This window comes from Nonomuraea sp. NPDC049624, from assembly GCF_040675255.1.
Lineage (GTDB): Bacteria > Actinomycetota > Actinomycetes > Streptosporangiales > Streptosporangiaceae > Nonomuraea.
Map to the genome: position 1 here is coordinate 33,299 of NZ_JBFAOR010000005.1, position 16,958 is coordinate 50,256.

Here is a 16,958-nt window from a genome sequence, read left to right on the forward strand (position 1 = left end):
CTGCCATCCCTCTCGCTTGAGGCTCCTGCCACGATTCTTACGATCATCTCGTGTAGGTAGCCGAACGAGATGAGCGTCAATGCCATGATGCTGTGTGCGGTTGAGGCGAGGCTGGTCAGCGAGGTCAGCGGCGTCGGGACCGTCGGCGTTCGGTTTCCGACAGGGCGGCGCGTCGAGCTCATACAGCCGCTGAGGGTCGGCGTCCGGCAGTTCCCGGAACTCGGGGCTGGCCAGGAACTCGGCCTGGACCTCGGGCCGCAGCTTGCGCAGCAGCGCCACGGCGATGCGGTCGATGTCTCCGTCCGCCATGTCGATCCCTCCTTCCGCAGGCCGGGGGCCCGTCCCCGGCCTGACGTCTTTGCGGCGTCCGCGGCTGGTCAGGCCGGCGTGTCGCGCTGGCGCAGCAGTGCCAGGAGCTCGCCGACGCGGGCGTCCGCCTCCCGGGCCGATGCCTGCGCGGTGGTCTTGGCCTCCTCCAGAGCGGCCGCCCGGGTCTCGGCGACCTCCGCCCGCGCCGTGGCGGCCTGGGCCACGGACTGCGCGTCGGCCAGCTGGCCGCGCGTCTCCTCCAGGCGCCGCGCGGCGACGGCCAGGTCCTTGCCGAGCTCCCGGTTCGCCCTGGTCAGCTCCTGGTTGCTGCGCTGAAGCTGCTCGGCGCGCTCCCACTCCTTCTGCTGTTCCTCCTGGGCGTGGACGGCGGCGGCGGTCTGGCTGGCGGCCTTGCTCTCGGCGGCCGTCCGCGCGCTCTTGTGCTCCAGGGCCGTGGTCCAGGCAGCGTTCACCTCCGCACATCAGCAGCCATGGGACCACAGGCAAGCCGTGTCCCCGTGGCGGGGGCAACCAGGCAGCCAGCGGGATTCAGGGTCCTGCGCTCGGGTTCATGCGAAATCGGATCGCTTCGCCGCCGGCAATGTGCGACGGTCACTGCATGCCTCAACCGATCTTGCGTACCGAGCGTGTGCTGCTGGTCCCGCTCGCCGACCGGCACCTCGACTTGGAGGTTCGACTCGACTCCGATCCCGAGGTGCTTCGCTATCTCGCTGGACGGCCGCCGACCAGGGACGAGGTGGTAGCCGCTCATGCGCGGCGGATGGCCCTGACGCGCAAGGTGGACGGCTTGGGTTTCTGGATGGCCTTCGTCCGCGATGGCGGGGGGCGAGGTTCGACGCCACCGGAACGGGAGGAGGAGGGGGAGTTCATCGGACTCATGATGCTGCCACCGGCGCATGGTCCCGATCAGCCCGACGATCCCACCGTCTCGGATCTGGGGTATCGCCTCGTTCGCCGGTACTGGCGTCGAGGCTTGGCCAGCGAGGCGTCCCTGGCGCTTTTGCGGCATGCCTTCGACACGGTCGGGCAGAGTCGCGTGATCGCGCAGACCATGGCCGTCAACGCCGGATCCCGGGGGGTGATGCAGGCCATCGGCATGCGGTACGTACGCACGTACTACCCGCAGTTCGACGATGCGCTACCAGGTACGCACCTGGGCGAGGTCGAGTACGAGATGACCCGCGCCATGTGGGAGAGGATTCGCTGAGCCGGAGACCCCAGGTGTCAAGGTCACCCAAAGCGACCTGCGGTGATGCCCCCCGTTTGGGCCGTGTGGCACGTTTCTTACTGGCACCCGGTATCGGCCGGGCCGCCCGCTTCCGCCAGTCGCAGGACGTCGTGCGGGGCGCTCATGACGACGACGTATTCAGCAGGCTCGTCGGCCAGCCCGCGCGCGCGCCGCTGAGCCGCCGGGCCCCGCCGACGCCAGCAGGACGGGTTCCAGGTGGGCGGTCAGGCCGAGCGGGAGCCGGATCGGGGCAGCCAGGAACTGGAGGCCGGGCAGTGCTCAACCAGCTGCGCAGCGAGGGCGAGACGGCGCATCGCGAAAACGTCGCCATCATGTCGCCCTACCAGGAGGACAACGTACGCCGCTTCGACGACTACATCCACGACCTGAACGCGCCACTGGAGGTTATGGAGACCCGCGACCGCCGAGATCATCGACACCGTGTCCCGGATTCTGGCGGACGCGTCGCGCCCGGTGGTGATTGAGGTGAACAACGCCACGAGCCGCGTGCTTCGCCGGTTCCGCGGCTCCCACGCGCACGGCGCGGCAGGCCCTGAGGCGGCGGAGCAGGCAGCCCGCGATGTCCGCGGGGTGGCCGGTGAGCGGGAACGCCGAGCAACCACATCACCCGTTGATACGTCTACCGGATATGCGGATCTTTCCAGCCGTAGTGCTCCTCGTGCTCACGGCGGCCTGCGGCTCCGACGCGTCGGTCAGTGCTGACCCGTTCACCGGCCGGGCCCGGCACATCGCCGAACGCTGGCGGAACTCGGTCGAGCGCGGGCCCTGGACCGAGGGATACGTCCCACTGCGCAACTTGACCTTGGAACTCGATTGGGCGCACATGCCCCACTGGGTCGGACAGAGCATGATGAACAGCGCCTGGAAGCTGGAGACCGAACTGCCGGCCGAGGTGCCCGCTCCTGCCGAACTACGCTGGGCCGACGGCGGCACCATGAGCGTGCCGGTGCTGGCCGCCACGGCCGTCTACGCAGGCCTCAGCAAGCCCAAGTCCTTCGTCGACGAGGAGTGTCCCGCTAACGGCTGCCGGCCGCTGCGCGTGATCGCGGTCGCGCGCGGCGAGGCCACAACGCCCAGCAGCCGGGGAGACGTGCGGGTGCCCACGTGGGAGTTCACCGTGAAGGGTATGCCGGCGCCGATCCGGCGGGTCGCCGTGGACCCGGCCGCGATGGGCGGGCCACCGCGACCGCTGGCCGACGGGATCCAGGAGGTGGAGACGTACGAGGTGCGCGCGCCGACGAATCTTCAGCTGAGCTATCTGCACGGCACCTGCGACACAACGTACGGCTCGCGCGTTCATGAGACGGCCGAAGCCGTAGTCGTGGACGTCGACGTCCGGCAGGACGAGGTGGAATTCTGCAATGCGATGGGGAAGATCGACCGGATCGGCGTCACGCTGCGCGAGCCCCTGGGCCGCCGTGTGGTCCTGGACTCCAGCAGCGGGCTCCCGCTGCTCCCGCGGAGCGACATTCGCCTGGCTGAATTCCGGAACTACGACCCACGCCGTTCCTGACCGGCGCCTCGGCGCCGACGCACCCGTCCTCCTGCCCTCCCGCGGCGAGAAGCGCCTCGGTGGCCGGCATGCGCTCGATCCACGTAACGCACAACATCACGTCCGGGTTCTCCGCGAGCAGCTTGCGATAGTGCGTCCGCGCATCGGAGTCCGATGTCGTCTCCCGGCGAAGAGAAAGGGCCCGGCCCACCGAAGAAGCCGGAGGCCGGGCCACACCCTAGACGAAGGACGGACGGTCAAGAAGCGCTCCGGCGTCCTCCTGCCGTGGCAGGCGGGTCAGCCCGTGACGTGGGCTATGTAGACGCGCATCTTCGGGTACTGCCGCCACTTGGCGTTCAGGTGCACGTTGTAGGCGTTCTTCGTGTGCTGGGCGTACCAGATGTGGTTGTCCTTGACGCCATTGATGATGGCCGCGTGGTCGATGGAGCCGTTGCCATTGAGGTCGAAGTAGAGGATGTCGCCCTTCACGGCCTGGTTGAAATACCTGCGGAAGACGGCGCGCCGTTTCTTCCACATGTGGTTCCAGTTATTGTGGGCGGCGTACCAGGTGAACGAGCCGTAATTCGGCCAGACGCCGTTGTACCACCAGTAGCTGTCACTGCGATACCAGCCGCGCCGCATCTTCAGCCCGCCGTGACGCATGGCCTGGGAGACGAAGTTCGTACAGTCGGTGCCCGATTTAACCTTGTACGATTTGTTGCGGTTGTAGGCGTATTTCCAGGCGTACCAGGCGATCGCGTCGGAGCTGACCTTCGTCTGGAGCAGCGGCGGGCCCTCGACGAATCCGTTCTCGTCCATGGCCAGGGGCTCCGGCGGCGGTCCGTCGTCGTCGTCCTTCGTCGTGATCCCGGCCGGCGGGAGTCCTGAGTCGGGGGCGGCGTCCTCGGTGGTCGCCGCGGTGAGCACGGGCGGGGCGGCCGAGGCCGTGCGGGCGGCGGCGGGGGTGGCGAAGGTGAAGGTGAAGCGGTTGCCGTCCTCCTCCGTGACCTGCTCGGTCTGGCCGTCCTTGTAGGTGGCCTGCTGGGTGAGGTGCTCGGTGACGGTGGCGTACACGGTCACCGCGCGGCCGTCGGCCGAGGGCACCACGGCGACGTCGGACAGGCCGGAGTCGTAGCCGGTGTAGCGCAGCTTGGCGCGGCTCTGGTCCTCGCGCTGGTCCACGGCGGTGGGCCCGTTGGCGAGCACGACGTCGCGGATGGCCTCGCCGTACGCGCCGGCTTCGGCCGCGTCCTGCGGCGTGGTGGCGGCGCCGGTGAGCAGTCTGCCCTGGGCGGTCAGGTACTCGCCGGCGACCTGGGTGTACAGCTCCGGCTGCTGCGGGGCGGACGCGGGCCGCGCCGGCGCCGATTGGACGAGCGGTCCCGCGTGCCAGTCGTTGAGCGCGGTGACGGTGTAGACGTAGTCGCCGTCGGCCAGGCTCGTGAAGGCGGCGTAGTTCTGGGTGCCGGGCACGACGACCTGGGCGATCGCGGGCCCGGAGCCGTTGGCCGGCAGGGCCTCCAGGACGTAGTTGCCCACGCTCGCCGCGGGGCCGGGATCGGCGGCCTGCCAGGTCAGGTAGGCGCCGCCGACGGCGGGAGCCACGGTCAGGCCCTCCACCGCGCCCGGGGTGGGCGGTTCGGCGGGGATGTCGGCGCCGTCCACGGTGTCGACACCGATCGGATGGAACTCCGACCAGGCGCCGACCGCGCCGCCGTCGGTGACGCGGGTGCGCCAGGCGTACTCGGCGGTGTCCACGAGTTTCCCGGCGGGGACCGTCCAGACGACCCGGCCGGTGGTCGTGCGCGTGCCCGTGCCGGTGGCCAGCGCGGCCGTCCGGTCGCCGTCCCAGATCTCGAAGTCCACCTTGGGGACGGGCCTGCCGGGACGGGCAGGGGCGTGAACGGAAAGAGCGGGCGTCGCGGACTTGCTGGCGCTGTCGTCGCTCGGATAAGGACCGTTCGAGATGAGGTTGGCGGGCGGGGCGGCGGCCGACGCTCCGGTCGCGGCGAACTGGTCGGTGACGAGCAGCGCGGCGAGCAGGCAGAATGCCGCGGGAATTCGCATTCGTAATCGCACGGATCCTCCTCGGGATCAATTGCCGACGCTCCAGAATTGAGTCGGTGGCAATTTTTGTCAAGAGCCTGCATTTGTTTGAAAGAATTCATCGTCCGGACATCGTTCGTGCATTGACAGCGCTCTCCCCGGTGCATTCTTCTGTTTCCGACACAGAAAACGGAAAGAGGAAATTCAACATGTCGGAAACCTCGCGACGGCGCATGCTCGCCGTCGGCGCCGCGGGGCTCGCCGCGGGCGCGGCCGCCGCCTTACCCTCGGCCGCCTCGGCCTCCGCCGGCGACCCCCTGCTGGTGGGCCGGACCAACGACGCCGGCACGGACGCCGGACCCACCACCCTGGTCACCAACTCGACCAAGGGCCACGGCCTGCACGTCTGGCAGAAGGGCACCAAGTACGGCCTGCTCGGCCAGGCCCAGGCCAGCTTCGGCACCGTCGGCCGTACGGAGAGCGGGGCGAGCTGCGGCCTCTGGGGCACCAACGCCGGGACGGCGGCGGACGCAGGCGCCGGCGTCCGAGCCACCGGCAACCTGCAGCACGGCCTGGAGGCGACCACCGCCAACGCCGGGCGCTGGGCCGTGGTGGCGACCAACGCGGCCACCCAGGCGGCGGGGGAGCCGGGCGGCGCGGTACGGGCGATCGGCGGCGAGTACGGCGCCGGCGTCAGCGCCGAGGGCTCCGACGGAGTCGTGGGCATCGCCGTGTCGCCGCTGGGCTTCGGCCTGGTCGGTCATGCCCCCGCCGGCACGGAGGGCGCCGCGCTGTACGCGCGCGGCCCGTCCATCCTGCAGGGCTTCACCGCCGTGGACACCGGCCTCGACACGCTGGGCCCGGTCACGTACCTGGAGAACGCGTTCCTCATCCCCCACCCCGCCGCCTCCGACCGCTACCTGCAGCACGCGGGGGTCCACGCGGCGGAGCGCAAGAACCTCTATGACGGCACCGTCACCCTCGACGCCGCCGGCGCGGCCACCGTCGTCCTGCCCGCCTACGTGTCGGCGCTGAACGCCGCCTTCTGCTACCAGCTCACGCCGATCGGCGCGGCCGCGCCGAACCTGCACGTCAGCCAGGAACTGGCGGGGGACAGGTTCGGGATCGCGGGCGGCGCCCCCGGGCAGAAGGTCTGCTGGACGCTCACCGGCGTGCGCAAGGACCGATACGCGGCCGACCATCCGTTCCGGGTCGAGGTGCAGCCGGGGACCGCCGCGGCGGCCAGCCGCTCGCAGGACGCGCGACATCGACTAGCGGCCCGCGCCACCGCCACCCGCCTCACCTGACGACGCCCCCGCTCATCCCGGTGCCGCAGCCGTCCTGAACCCCGCGTCGAGCGCGGCCCGCTCGGCCGCGCGCTAGGGTTCTGAGTCGTTAATTCGATGAATAAATAGGCATGATGTCTGCATGGCGAAGCGTGGCAGACCTCGACGGCCCTTGCTTGTCAGCGAAGAGGATCGGCGCGTACTGGAACAGGTCGCGCGCCGGCGAACATTGGCGCAGGTCATGGCACAGCGCGCACGCATCATCCTGCGCTGCCAGGTACCGAGGTCGCCCGCGACCTCGGTATCTGGCCGCAGACGGTCGGTAAGTGGCGCAACCGCTACATCGACGGCGGCCTACAGGCACTGTCCGACAAGGACCGCCCCGGCCAGCCGAGAAAGATCATCGACAGCCACGTCGAGGACGTCATCAGGCAAACCCTGGAACAACCCCCGCCCGACGGCGGCACGCACTGGTCGACCCGGATGATGGCCGAGCGCACCGGACTGAACCAAACCGCCGTCTCACGGATCAGGCGGGCCTTCGGACTCAAACCCCACCTGGTCGACAAGTGGAAGCTATCTGACGACCCCTTCTTCATCGAGAAGGTCCGCGACGTCACCGGCCTCTACCTCAGCCCGCCCGAGGCGGCCCTGGTGCTGTGCGTGGACGAGAAGTCCCAGATCCAGGCGCTGAACCGCTCCTCGCCGGTGCTGCCGATGATGCCCGCGGTCCCCGAGCGCCAGACCCACGACTACATCCGGGCGGGCACCACCACTCTGTTCGCGGCCCTGGATGCGGCCTCGGGCAAGGTGATCTCCGCCCACCGCCGCCGGCACCGTTCGGTGGAGTTCCGCACGTCCTCGACCAGATCGACCGCGAGACACCCGCCGAGCTGGACGTCCACCTCGTCTTAGACAACTACGGAACGCACAAAGCACCGGTCGTCAAGGCTTGGCTGCTGGCTCACCCCCGCTTCCGCCTGCACTTCATTCCCACCTACTCCAGTTGGATGAACCTGGTGGAGCGGTTCTTCGCCGAGATCACCCGCCGGATGATCCGGCGCGGGTCCTACACCTCGGTCACCGATCTGGAACGCGCACTCAAAGCCTGGATCGACACATGGAACGACAATCCCCGGGCGTTCGTCTGGATCAAGACCGCAGAGGAGATCTTCGAGACCATCGCCGCATATCTCAATCGAATTAACGACTCAGAACACTAGCTGCTGGGGTCTACCCCCCAGACCGACTACACGGTCATTGAAGACGCCAGGCCACGGCCCTTTCCGCCGGATCTTTCCCGAGGACTACGGCAACCCTCCTATGGCGATCAGGCTGTTTTGGACAGCCGGGCCGGGGTGAATCGCGTCAGGAGACCTTGGACGAGGCTGCCGCCCAGGTGTTGCAGGAGGCCGGGTCGGCGGTGCGGAAGCCGGCCTTGACCCACCGCTTGCGGTTGGCGGCCTTGCCGTACTCGGCGGAGTCGCGGTAGAAGGACGCCGCAACCTTCTCCCAGTCCCGCTCGGTCTTGCCCGGCAGCGGCCAGACGCTCTTGGTGAAGGCCGCGCCCAGGCATTCGGCCTGCTGGTGGATGCGCCGCCCCTGCTCGAGGTGCTCGGCTTTGCTGGCGGCTCTGAGGTTCTCGCCGGCGTCGTAGAGTCCGGCCTGCTTCTGCACGTGGTAACTGTAGGTGCCGGCGACCGTGTTGAAGAGATCGAGGCCGGTGATTGGCCCGAGGAGCCAGTACTTGCCGATCTTGAAGGACAGCGTGCGGTCCCAGTCGCAATACCACACCTCGGACGCCTGGATCGTCCTGCCGTCCTCGGACCCGCAGTAGTTCTTCGGCAGGCGGGTCACGTACCGCACCTTGACCGGCTCATAGGGCAGGCCGGCCTTCTGCAGGTGCTGTCCCCAGGTGTTCTCCAGGCAGCGCAGGGCCTCGTTGATGTAGGTGCGGGCCTCGGCGGGCGTGGTGGGCTCGTCCGGCAGGTTGTCACAGGTCGTGGTGGGCAGCGGCCCGGCCTGGTACAACGCGTTCTTGACGAGCACGGGGTTCGTCACGGGATACGCCGAGGCGTGCGCGGCCGCCGTGACGGTCAAGGGGGTGAGGACGACGCAGGCGAGTGCCGCGATCTTGAGGGGCTTCACGATGGGCGACAATAGGGCTTGCGGGGTTGGAGCGCCATATCGGTACCGGCCCGGAGCCGAAGCCATTGATCCGCGACGCACGCCGGACCAAACAGCTGAGCCCACACCAGCCGCAGCCTCGGCGCCACGATCGCCGCTCGTGCGGTCGGGCCTCGTCTCACCGCGCTCCGGCAGCGGTCTCCTCCAGCCACCGCCGCGCTGCTGTGCAGCCGGTCTGCGTGGCCTGGCATTCCGGGCAGCGGCACCCGTACTGGCTGTACGTCCGTGGCGAGCCGTGCCGCAGCGACGGATCGCGCCGTTCCGGTGGCACCCCTGGAGAGGCCCGACGGAGTGGTCAGCCAGGCAGCTGGCCTGACCCTCAATTTCGTCAGGCGTCAGCTCTCACCGCCTCGGCACCGCCCGGACGATCAAGCGCCGCGCTCACCGGCCCCCGCGGTGGGCGAGGTCGGGACGCCCGTTCCGGGCAGGCGGACGTAGCGGTAGCCCGTCCAGGGGCCGGTGTCGGTGCCGTCGTCGCCCCTGACGCGCCAGCGGTACAGGACGTCCGGTCGCAGCAGTGCCCGGTCCACGGTGACCGTGCCCGGCCGTCCGGCTCGGGTCGAGGCACTGCCCCGCCAGATCACCATGCCCGTACTCGTACTCGTGCCGTGGGCCGGAGCCACGGAGAGCTCGAACTCGGCGTCCAGCCATTCGCCGTCGGGGTCGGCCACGGCGGCGCTCAGGGTCAGCGAGGTGCCGATGGACTGACCGAGCATGGACGGAGTCCCGGGGACGGCGTTGTAGACGATGTCGAGCCGGGGCGCCGCGCCCTCTTCGCCGCGCTCACCGGCGTAGAACCTGCGCCAGGCGTGCGGGTCGTCCTCGTCGTGGGCGCGTACCTGGAGGCCGTCCTCGGGCTCGCCGGCCGCCCACGCCCGGACGATGCCGGTGACATCGAAGCGCAGGTAGCCACCATCGCAGTGCGGGCCGCCGTGGGCGGCGCGGCTGACCGCCGCTCCCTCGGTGGTGGTGCCGGGCTGGCGGCCAGGCGTGAGAGTGCTGTCCGACCAGGAGGAGGTCACGCGGCGGACCTCGATCCCCCCGTCCAGGGCGGCCCCACAGCCGGGTGAGGCGTGGTTCCAGAGCAGCAGCCGGGCGCTCTTCACGCGCCTGCCCGTCGCCGGTGGCAGGTCAAAGGCGAGATAAGCGCGGTACGAGGCCCCCGCCTGGAGCGTCGTGCCCGTGGCCAAGACGCGGTCGCCGGAGACCGACACGTCGAGCCTGGCGGCCACCTCGACGTTGGCGGCGGGGGCGGCCTTGGCGGGTGCGAGCGGCGCCGCCCGGGTGGGAGGGGAGGCGGGCGCGGGATGGTGCGGCGGTCGTGTGGTGCTCACGGAGTATCCCCATACCAGAACGCCCACCAGAAGGATCGCCGTCATGGTGTGGCGCCGCGTCCGCCGCCCCGGCGAGGAGCCCTTCACCTCGCGCGGGACCGTCGCAGGAGCACCACCGACGACCTCCGGGACGGCGGCGGGGACCGTCGTGGGAGCTCCGGGGTCCGGTGAGGGCGGCGGGGGAGGGGGCTGGCCGGTGGCGGGGCGGGCCAGGCGGCGCCAGGCGGTGACCCAGCGCTCCACCTCGGGGCCGCTACTCGCCGGGTCGCCGCAGGACGCCAGGCAGGCCCCGACGAACCCCCGTACGAACTCCAGCTTGGGAAGCCGAGGCAGGCCGCGCCCGGTGAGCACGTACGACATCGTGCTCGGCGCCAAGGCGTGCACCTTCGCCCCCGAGGGCGCGACAACGAGGCCGCCGAGCTGGCGCAGCCGCCGCAGGGACGGGTTGCCGCACCACAGCCGCAGCTCGTTGAGAAGGGCGACATAGTCGTCCGGAGTGCGGGCCTGAGAGGGATCGGGTGCCCGGTCGGCGAGACGATGATCGGTCATCGGCGTCCCCTGTGGCGTCTGCCGGCTGACGAAGGTACGTGCTGATCGCTGTGCCGCCGCCAGATCTACCCGGACGAGAGCGTGCAATACCGTCCATTTCTGTTCCATCCCTTGCGGCGGTCCAGACCTGGGCTGATCTTCAGGTGTCCCCACCCCCTCCGTGAAGGAGTTCGCGCCCATGCGCCTGCGAACGCTGTTGTGCGCCGGTGTCGTCACCGCGCTCATCACCGCTCTGGCCCCAGCCGCGCCGGCCGCGGCCTTCTGGCCGCCGCAACCTGACCCTCCCGTGGGCACCGGCCCCACACGCAACGGCACCTTCCTCACCTACCAGGTCTCCGACCACGTGGAGGTGAAGGTCAACGTCGGCTCGGGCAACGCGCTCGTACGCACCGCGGACCTGACCCAGCCCGCGCTCAGCCGCACCGTCACACTCGGGGCCGTCTACAACAGCCTGCTGCTCGGTCACGGCATGGACGAGGGCCTGCTCGGTAACGGCTGGCGTACCCGCGAGGGGTTCGAGCAGCAGTTGTTCGAGGCCGAGGACGGCGCGGTCCTGCTGGTGGACGGTGACGGCGTGAACGGGAAGTTCACTCTCAAATCGGGCTCGACCACCTCCTACGCCTCGCCCAAGGAGTTCAAGGCCGACCTCACCAAGAACTCGGCGGGCGACTGGACGCTCACCTACCACGACGAGGGCCGCAAACTGCTGTTCGACAGCTCAGGACGGCTCGACTCCAACAAGGATCGTAACGGCAACTACACCCACTTCTCCTACGTCGACGGCGACCCGGTGGACGTCGAGTTCATCGCGCGCGGCACTCTGTCGGCCGCGGCCGCCCGCGCGGCGGCGGGCGACGACCCCGGCCTGGTGTACGTCACCACCAACGCCGACGGCACCATCAGCGGATACCGGCAGAGCGACGGCACCGGCACCACCCGCACCGTGACCTACGCCTACAACTCCGGCAAAGAACTCGCCTCGCTGACCGACCCCACAGGTGCACGCGTCGAGTTCGGCTACGCCTCCGGCCACCTGCTCACCTCGATCAGGAACGCCCGGGGCAAGGAACTGCGGCTGGCCTACGACGCCGACCGGCGGGTGACCTCCGTCACCCAGGTCAACGACTCCGGGGCACCCTCGATCACCAGGCTGACCTATCCTTCCGCCACGCAGACCCTGGTGGCCGACGCCGGCACCGATCAGGCGCAGCCCGTCTCCTCGGTGCCGCACACAACGTACAAGGTGAACTCCTCAAGCAAGCGGATCACCGAGACGACCGACCCGGCAGGGCACACCCGCAAGCGGGCGTACACACCCTTCTTCGACGTGGCCTCGTCGGTCACGGCCACGGGCGGCACCACAACCAACACCTACGGCGCCAACAACGGCGAATCGATGACCACCAGCAAGGCCGCGACCGGCGCCACCACCACGCTCGCCTACGCCAACCCGGCCACCTCGACCAACCCGACCGCCGCCTTCCAGCCCTCCTCCTTCACCGACCCGCAGAAGAACAAGACGACGCTGACCTACAACGGCGCCGGCAACCTGAGTTCCTCCGCAGACGCAACGGCCGCCAAGGCCAAGGTGGACTACAACGACGACGGCACCGTCAAGTCCTCCACGGACCCCAAGAACGGCAGCAACTCCACCACGTACGCCTACGACACCGACCCGTGGGACGGCACCCCGTTCCGTACCCTCACCAAGATCACCCCGCCGACCGGCAACAGCCTCGGCGTACGGACCTTCACCTACGACGGCTTCGGCCGCCTGCTCACCGGCACCGACGGCGCCGGCCGCAAGGCCAGCTACGAGTACGACCTGAGCGACCGCATCACCCGGGCCTCCTTCTCCGACGGCACCCCCGCCGTCGCCTACGTCTACGATGCGGCGGGCAACCTCACCACTCGCACCGACGCCTCCGGCGCGACCACCTGGACCTACGACGCCCGCAACCAGGTTCTCACCCGGACCTCCGCCTCCGGCGGAGGCACTCTGCGCTACGCCTACGACCTGGTCGGCAACCTGATCTCCCTCACCGACGGCCGCGGCACCACCACCTACGCCTACGACAGCCGCAACCTCATGTCGTCCATGACCGGCGCGAGCGGCCACAAGTGGCGCTTCACCCATGACGACGACGGCCGCCGTACCGGCACCTCCTTCAACTCCCCCGACGACTCCCACTACGCGCTGCGTACCAAGACCTCCTACGACGACTCGGGCCGGATCAAGCGCATCACCTCCACCCGCGCCTCCTCGGACTCCGACGTCGTCTCCGACCTCTCCTACTGCTACTCGGCCGGCACGCCCTGCGCCACCACCTCGGGCAACGACAGCGATCTGCGGTACTCGGCCAAGGACGAGCAGAGCGGCGAGGTCACCGTCTACAGCTACGACAAGGCCAACCGGCTGACCAAGGCCACGAACGTCCACGGTCACGACTACACCTACACCTACGACGCCGACGGCAACCGCACCACCGACAGCAAGGACGGCGCCCAGCAGCACTCCTACACCTTCAACTCGGCCAACCAGATCGACGGCGACAACGCCGCCTTCGACGGTGCGGGCAACCAGACCACCAGCGGCTTCCTCGGCACCATGACCTACAACGCCGCGGGCCAGCTCACCAGCCGCGGCAAGGACGGCACCACGACCACCAACCGCTACGCCGACCGCGGCAACACCGAGCTCGTGTCCGCGGGCGCCTTCAGCCTGGTCTACGGCAAGAGCGACCAGAACGAGCAGCCGTGGCTGCAGTCGTACGCCAACGGCTCGGTCACCAACTACGTGGAGCGGGACGGCCGCGGCACCCCGCTCGGCCTGATCAGCTCCTCCGGCGCCTACGCTTACGTCCTGGACGCCCTCGGCTCGGTCACCGCGGTCGTCGACGCGTCCGGCACGGTGGCGGCCACCCACTCCTACGACGCCTACGGCCAAACCGTCGCCACCACCGGCAGCGTGCCAGGCACCAACATCCTGCGCTACGCAGGCGGCCTCAACTTGGCCCCCGACATCTCACCGGTCAAACTGGGCCAGCGCTGGTACAACTCGGCCACCGGCCGCTTCACCCAGCAGGACTCGCTGACCTTCCTCGGCGACACCAAGCGCGGCAACCGTTACGCCTACGCCGCCTGCAACCCGGTCAACTACACCGACCCGACCGGGCGGGTGCTCAGCGAGACCCAGAACTGCGCCGTACAAGGGTTGATCTGGGGCGGGGCCGCCGCCCTGGCGGGCGGCATCGCCGGAGCCTTCAGCGGAGGTCTCGGCATCGCGGTCGGCGTCATCGGAGGCTTCACCACCGGGCTGGCCGCCGGCGCGGGAAGCTGCCTGGTCTCCTACGCCTCCGAATGACACCCTCCACGCGGGCACGGCAAGCGAAGACATGTCCCACGGGGCACTGAGCTCCTGCCGGCACGTGCGGGCCGCCGCAAAGCGGACCCGCACGTGCGCCGGACGCGATCGTCCGGCGCGCAGCCCCCGGGAACGCCCGCGGGTTCCAGTCCTCGTCGTAGCAGGCCCCCGCTCGGGTCGGCAGGCTGCGGCCGACGCTGCTCACCGGGGATGGCACTGGGCCACTGCCAGCATCGTCATCGGCCTCGTATACCTGGTGGCGACGCCCCTGCTCCTACCACGAAGGAAATGCGTGCCGCGGCCGAAATCCTCGAGGGAACGAAGAGGCTCCCAGCCGAGACAGACGTGGAGATCGAGTGCAGCGACACCGTGTTGGCGATCACCCGCCGGCGGTCGCTGTGGGGACCGCTCAGTCGTCATGAAGTCCTCCGACAAGGAGCGGGAGGAGGCGTTCAACGAAAGCGCGTTATCGTGGCTTCTTGCCATCTTGTCGCAGGTCAGAGACCGATGAGCTTGTCAGGCACGTCAGGCACGTCAGGCACGTGGGCCGGGTTCTCACAGCACGCGGTGTGGCCGCGATCCAGCTCACCATGATCGACGGTCAACTCCGGTACCGAAGTACTCAAGCACGTCAGATTCCGCGCCGTTCCCGCCTCCGTAAGTTGGTGGTCACAAGAGAGCACGATCACTGAGGAGAACGACATGAGCGACATGAACGAGTTAGTCCAGCGCTACCTCGCCGCGTGGAACGAGACCGACGCCGCCGCGCGGCAGGCCGTCCTGGCGGAGGTCTTCGCGCAGGACGCGGTGTACACCGACCTGCTGGTCTCCGTGCGGGGCAGGGACGGGCTCGACGCCACCATCGCGGCGGCCAGGGGGTGCGCCTCACCGAGGCCGGCCGGCGTTTCCTGGAGCCCGCCCGGCAGGCGCTGGCCGCCGCCGACATGGCCGCCCTCCCCGCGATCGTCCCCCGCCGGTTCCCTACCAGAGGGTGGACGGTCCCGCGAGGACCCAGCCGGCGTCCGTGGGCTTGACCCAGAAGCCCAGCGACACCTCGATCGTCCGCGCGCGGTAGGTGACCTCGGCGCAGACATGGCTGTCGGTGTGACCCCAGCGGATGCCTCCCAGGTCGAGCTCGCCGAGCCAGGACAGGTCCCGCTCCTCCTCGCCGGCGGCGGGGCCGCGATCCGCCTCCTCCGCATCGGCGTCCGCTCCGGCCGAGCCCGTCCACAGCGCCCTGAGCACGTGCCGGATCGAGGAGTGGTCGACGAGCTGCTCGGCCTCGGCGATCCGCCCGGCCCGGAGCAGGCCGAAGTAGCGGCGGACGACCGCCTCGACGTCGGTTCTGCCAGGGCGCTCCGTCCATGTCCGCACCGCGCGATCATAAGCGGCTGCCGGCCTGCGGTCCCCCACAGGCCCCCCGCGTAAAGCGGATGGGTCATCCGGATAGGTGCTACAGTGCCAATAAATGGATGACTTATCCGGTATGAGGGGGCAGGGCATGAACAGGACCGCTGTGGTGACGGCCGGGACGGGCGGGATCGGGCTGGAGACGGCGTCGGGGCTGGCGAGGGCGGGGTTCGCGGTCACCGTGGTCGGCCGTGACGCCGGGCGGGGCGCGCAGGCGGTCGAGCAGATCAACGCCGCGGGGGCGGCCCACCCCGCCCGGTTCCTCGCGGCCGACCTCGGCTCGCTCGACCAGGTCCGCATGCTCGCCGCGCGGATCACCGACGCGCATCCGGAGCTGACGGTGCTGGTCAACAACGTCGGGGCGATGTTCCCCGACCGGCAGGAACGCGACGGGGTCGAGGCGTCGTTCGTCGTCAACCACCTCTCGCCGTACCTGCTGACCGAGTTGCTGCTGCCCGCCCTCGCCGCCGGAGCCCCGAGCCGGGTCGTGAACGTCACCTCGGGCGCGGTCGTCGCGGCCAAGCGGGTGTTCGACGCCGCCGAGCCGCCTGGCGGCTACTACGGCTTCCACTGGTACGGCCGCGCCAAGCTCGCCAACCTGGCCTACACCCTCGACCTGGCCGCACGCCTGGACGGCACGGGCGTGTCGGTCTTCGCCGCCGACCCGGGCGGCGCCGCGACCGGCATGACCGACGGCACCATGACCGACCCGAAGATCGTCTCGCCCGCCCTGCGGCTGCTGTGGCCGCTGGTGCGCCGCAGATTCGAACGCTCGACGTCGGGCCCGGCCTCCGCCGCCGCCCGGTCGTCCGTCGTCGCCGCCACCGACGAGGCACTGAAGGGCCGGACCGGGGTGGTCATCGGCCCGCACGGCGGCCCGGCCGCGCCCTTCCGCGTGGCGACAGACCCCCGCATCGCCGACGCGGTACGCGCGCTGAGCGAACGCCACGCGCCGCTGACCCGGCCGCAACTGGATGGACGATCCGGTTAACCTGGGCCCATGACGACGCCACTGCGCAAGGACGCGGCCCGCAACTGGGACAGAATCGTCACCGTGGCCCGTGCCCTGGTCGACGAAGGCGTCCCCTTGCAGCTCAACGACGTCGCGCGCCGCACCGGCGTCGGGGTCGGCACCGTCTACCGCCACTTCGCCACGCCCGAGGCGCTGCTGGAGACCGTCGCCACGCCGTGCCTGGAAGCCCTCGCCGCCCACGGCGAGCGGGCGCTGGCCGAGGCCGACGCCTGGCGCGCGCTGGAGGGCTTCCTGATGCGTACCGTCGAGGCCCAGGTGAGCGACGCCTCCCTGGCTCCGGTCGCCGCGGCGCCGGCCGACGCGCTGCCGCGTACGACGGAGCTGAAGAAGGCGTTGTGGTCGGCGGGCGACACGCTGCTCCAGCGAGCGCGGGAGGCCGGAGCGGTCCGGCCAGGCCTGGCCGCCGACGACCTCGTCCCGCTGATGTGCGGCGTCGCCTACGCCGCGCAGGTGCACGGCGGGGCGACCGCCGACCGGGCCGCCACCGCCCGCCGCTACCTCGCCACGCTGCTGGAGGGCCTGCGGGTCACGCCGTGAACCAGGGCGAACGTGAGCCGATGAACTATCGGTCCTTCGGCCGATGCGGCCGGTCCCAAAGGCCGATGGCGGGGGCCGGTGGGCCGGAGACGATCTAGATCATCAAATGGCCCCCTCTCGTCACGGGCTTGGCGCTGATCG

The 16,958-nt window shown here is 70.0% G+C and carries 12 protein-coding genes and 1 pseudogene; 8 read left to right on the top strand and 5 right to left on the bottom strand.

Going from position 1 to position 16,958, the window contains the following annotated elements:
- Positions 1-377 precede the first annotated feature (377 nt).
- Positions 378-782, bottom strand: coding sequence for a hypothetical protein (locus tag AB0J76_RS20935; RefSeq protein ID WP_352327299.1), 405 nt, complete (start codon positions 780-782; stop codon positions 378-380).
- A 146-nt stretch (positions 783-928) separates the two neighbouring features.
- Here AB0J76_RS20935 and AB0J76_RS20940 point away from each other — a divergent pair, with 146 nt between their 5' ends.
- The 3 genes from AB0J76_RS20940 to AB0J76_RS20950 all read left to right on the top strand — a co-directional run bounded on the left by AB0J76_RS20940 (position 929) and on the right by AB0J76_RS20950 (position 3,092).
- Complete coding sequence (locus AB0J76_RS20940; RefSeq protein WP_352327300.1) at positions 929-1,537, top strand: GNAT family N-acetyltransferase; 609 nt, start codon at positions 929-931, stop codon at positions 1,535-1,537.
- Between the two features lie 296 nt (positions 1,538-1,833).
- Entirely contained in the window at positions 1,834-2,043 is a 210-nt protein-coding gene (locus AB0J76_RS20945) for a hypothetical protein (RefSeq protein WP_352327301.1), read from the top strand.
- Positions 2,044-2,228: 185 nt separating this feature from the next.
- Complete coding sequence (locus tag AB0J76_RS20950) at positions 2,229-3,092, top strand: hypothetical protein (protein WP_352327302.1); 864 nt, start codon at positions 2,229-2,231, stop codon at positions 3,090-3,092.
- Positions 3,093-3,368: 276 nt separating this feature from the next.
- On the opposite strand, the gene AB0J76_RS20955 is transcribed toward AB0J76_RS20950, so the two are convergent.
- Positions 3,369-5,150, bottom strand: coding sequence for an amidase domain-containing protein (locus AB0J76_RS20955; protein ID WP_352327303.1), 1,782 nt, complete (start codon positions 5,148-5,150; stop codon positions 3,369-3,371).
- A gap of 176 nt (positions 5,151-5,326) precedes the next feature.
- Here AB0J76_RS20955 and AB0J76_RS20960 point away from each other — a divergent pair, with 176 nt between their 5' ends.
- Complete coding sequence (locus AB0J76_RS20960) at positions 5,327-6,424, top strand: hypothetical protein (protein ID WP_364390172.1); 1,098 nt, start codon at positions 5,327-5,329, stop codon at positions 6,422-6,424.
- Between the two features lie 121 nt (positions 6,425-6,545).
- Positions 6,546-7,626, top strand: a pseudogene (locus tag AB0J76_RS20965) (IS630 family transposase).
- Positions 7,627-7,771: 145 nt separating this feature from the next.
- Here AB0J76_RS20965 and AB0J76_RS20970 read toward each other — a convergent pair.
- Both AB0J76_RS20970 and AB0J76_RS20975 read right to left on the bottom strand, forming a co-directional pair.
- Positions 7,772-8,551, bottom strand: coding sequence for a neutral zinc metallopeptidase (locus AB0J76_RS20970; RefSeq protein ID WP_352327640.1), 780 nt, complete (start codon positions 8,549-8,551; stop codon positions 7,772-7,774).
- 407 nt (positions 8,552-8,958) lie between these two features.
- Complete coding sequence (locus tag AB0J76_RS20975) at positions 8,959-10,473, bottom strand: DNRLRE domain-containing protein (RefSeq protein ID WP_352327641.1); 1,515 nt, start codon at positions 10,471-10,473, stop codon at positions 8,959-8,961.
- Positions 10,474-10,651: 178 nt separating this feature from the next.
- Between AB0J76_RS20975 and AB0J76_RS20980 the strand changes: the two genes are divergently transcribed.
- Positions 10,652-13,837, top strand: coding sequence for an RHS repeat-associated core domain-containing protein (locus AB0J76_RS20980; protein WP_352327642.1), 3,186 nt, complete (start codon positions 10,652-10,654; stop codon positions 13,835-13,837).
- A gap of 981 nt (positions 13,838-14,818) precedes the next feature.
- On the opposite strand, the gene AB0J76_RS20985 is transcribed toward AB0J76_RS20980, so the two are convergent.
- The gene (locus AB0J76_RS20985) at positions 14,819-15,211 is read right to left on the bottom strand and encodes a hypothetical protein (protein WP_352327643.1); all 393 of its coding nucleotides are present in this window, start codon (positions 15,209-15,211) and stop codon (positions 14,819-14,821) included.
- Positions 15,212-15,338: 127 nt separating this feature from the next.
- On the opposite strand from AB0J76_RS20985, the gene AB0J76_RS20990 reads away from it, so the two are divergent.
- On the top strand, positions 15,339-16,238 hold the full coding sequence (locus AB0J76_RS20990) for an SDR family NAD(P)-dependent oxidoreductase (RefSeq protein ID WP_352327644.1): 900 nt from the start codon (positions 15,339-15,341) through the stop codon (positions 16,236-16,238).
- Between the two features lie 9 nt (positions 16,239-16,247).
- Positions 16,248-16,817 (top strand): TetR/AcrR family transcriptional regulator, encoded by a 570-nt coding sequence (locus AB0J76_RS20995; protein ID WP_352327645.1) that lies wholly within the window; start codon positions 16,248-16,250, stop codon positions 16,815-16,817.
- The last annotated feature ends 141 nt before the right edge of the window (positions 16,818-16,958 follow it).

Excerpts from the sequence above, each read along its gene's own strand:
- AB0J76_RS20980 (WP_352327642.1), top strand. The coding sequence starts at position 10,652 with ATGCGCCTGCGAACGCTGTTGTGCGCCGGTGTCGTCACCGCGCTCATC.
- AB0J76_RS20975 (WP_352327641.1), bottom strand. The coding sequence starts at position 10,473 with ATGACCGATCATCGTCTCGCCGACCGGGCACCCGATCCCTCTCAGGCC.
- AB0J76_RS20960 (WP_364390172.1), top strand. The coding sequence starts at position 5,327 with ATGTCGGAAACCTCGCGACGGCGCATGCTCGCCGTCGGCGCCGCGGGG.
- AB0J76_RS20990 (WP_352327644.1), top strand. The coding sequence starts at position 15,339 with ATGAACAGGACCGCTGTGGTGACGGCCGGGACGGGCGGGATCGGGCTG.
- AB0J76_RS20995 (WP_352327645.1), top strand. The coding sequence starts at position 16,248 with ATGACGACGCCACTGCGCAAGGACGCGGCCCGCAACTGGGACAGAATC.
- AB0J76_RS20940 (WP_352327300.1), top strand. The coding sequence starts at position 929 with ATGCCTCAACCGATCTTGCGTACCGAGCGTGTGCTGCTGGTCCCGCTC.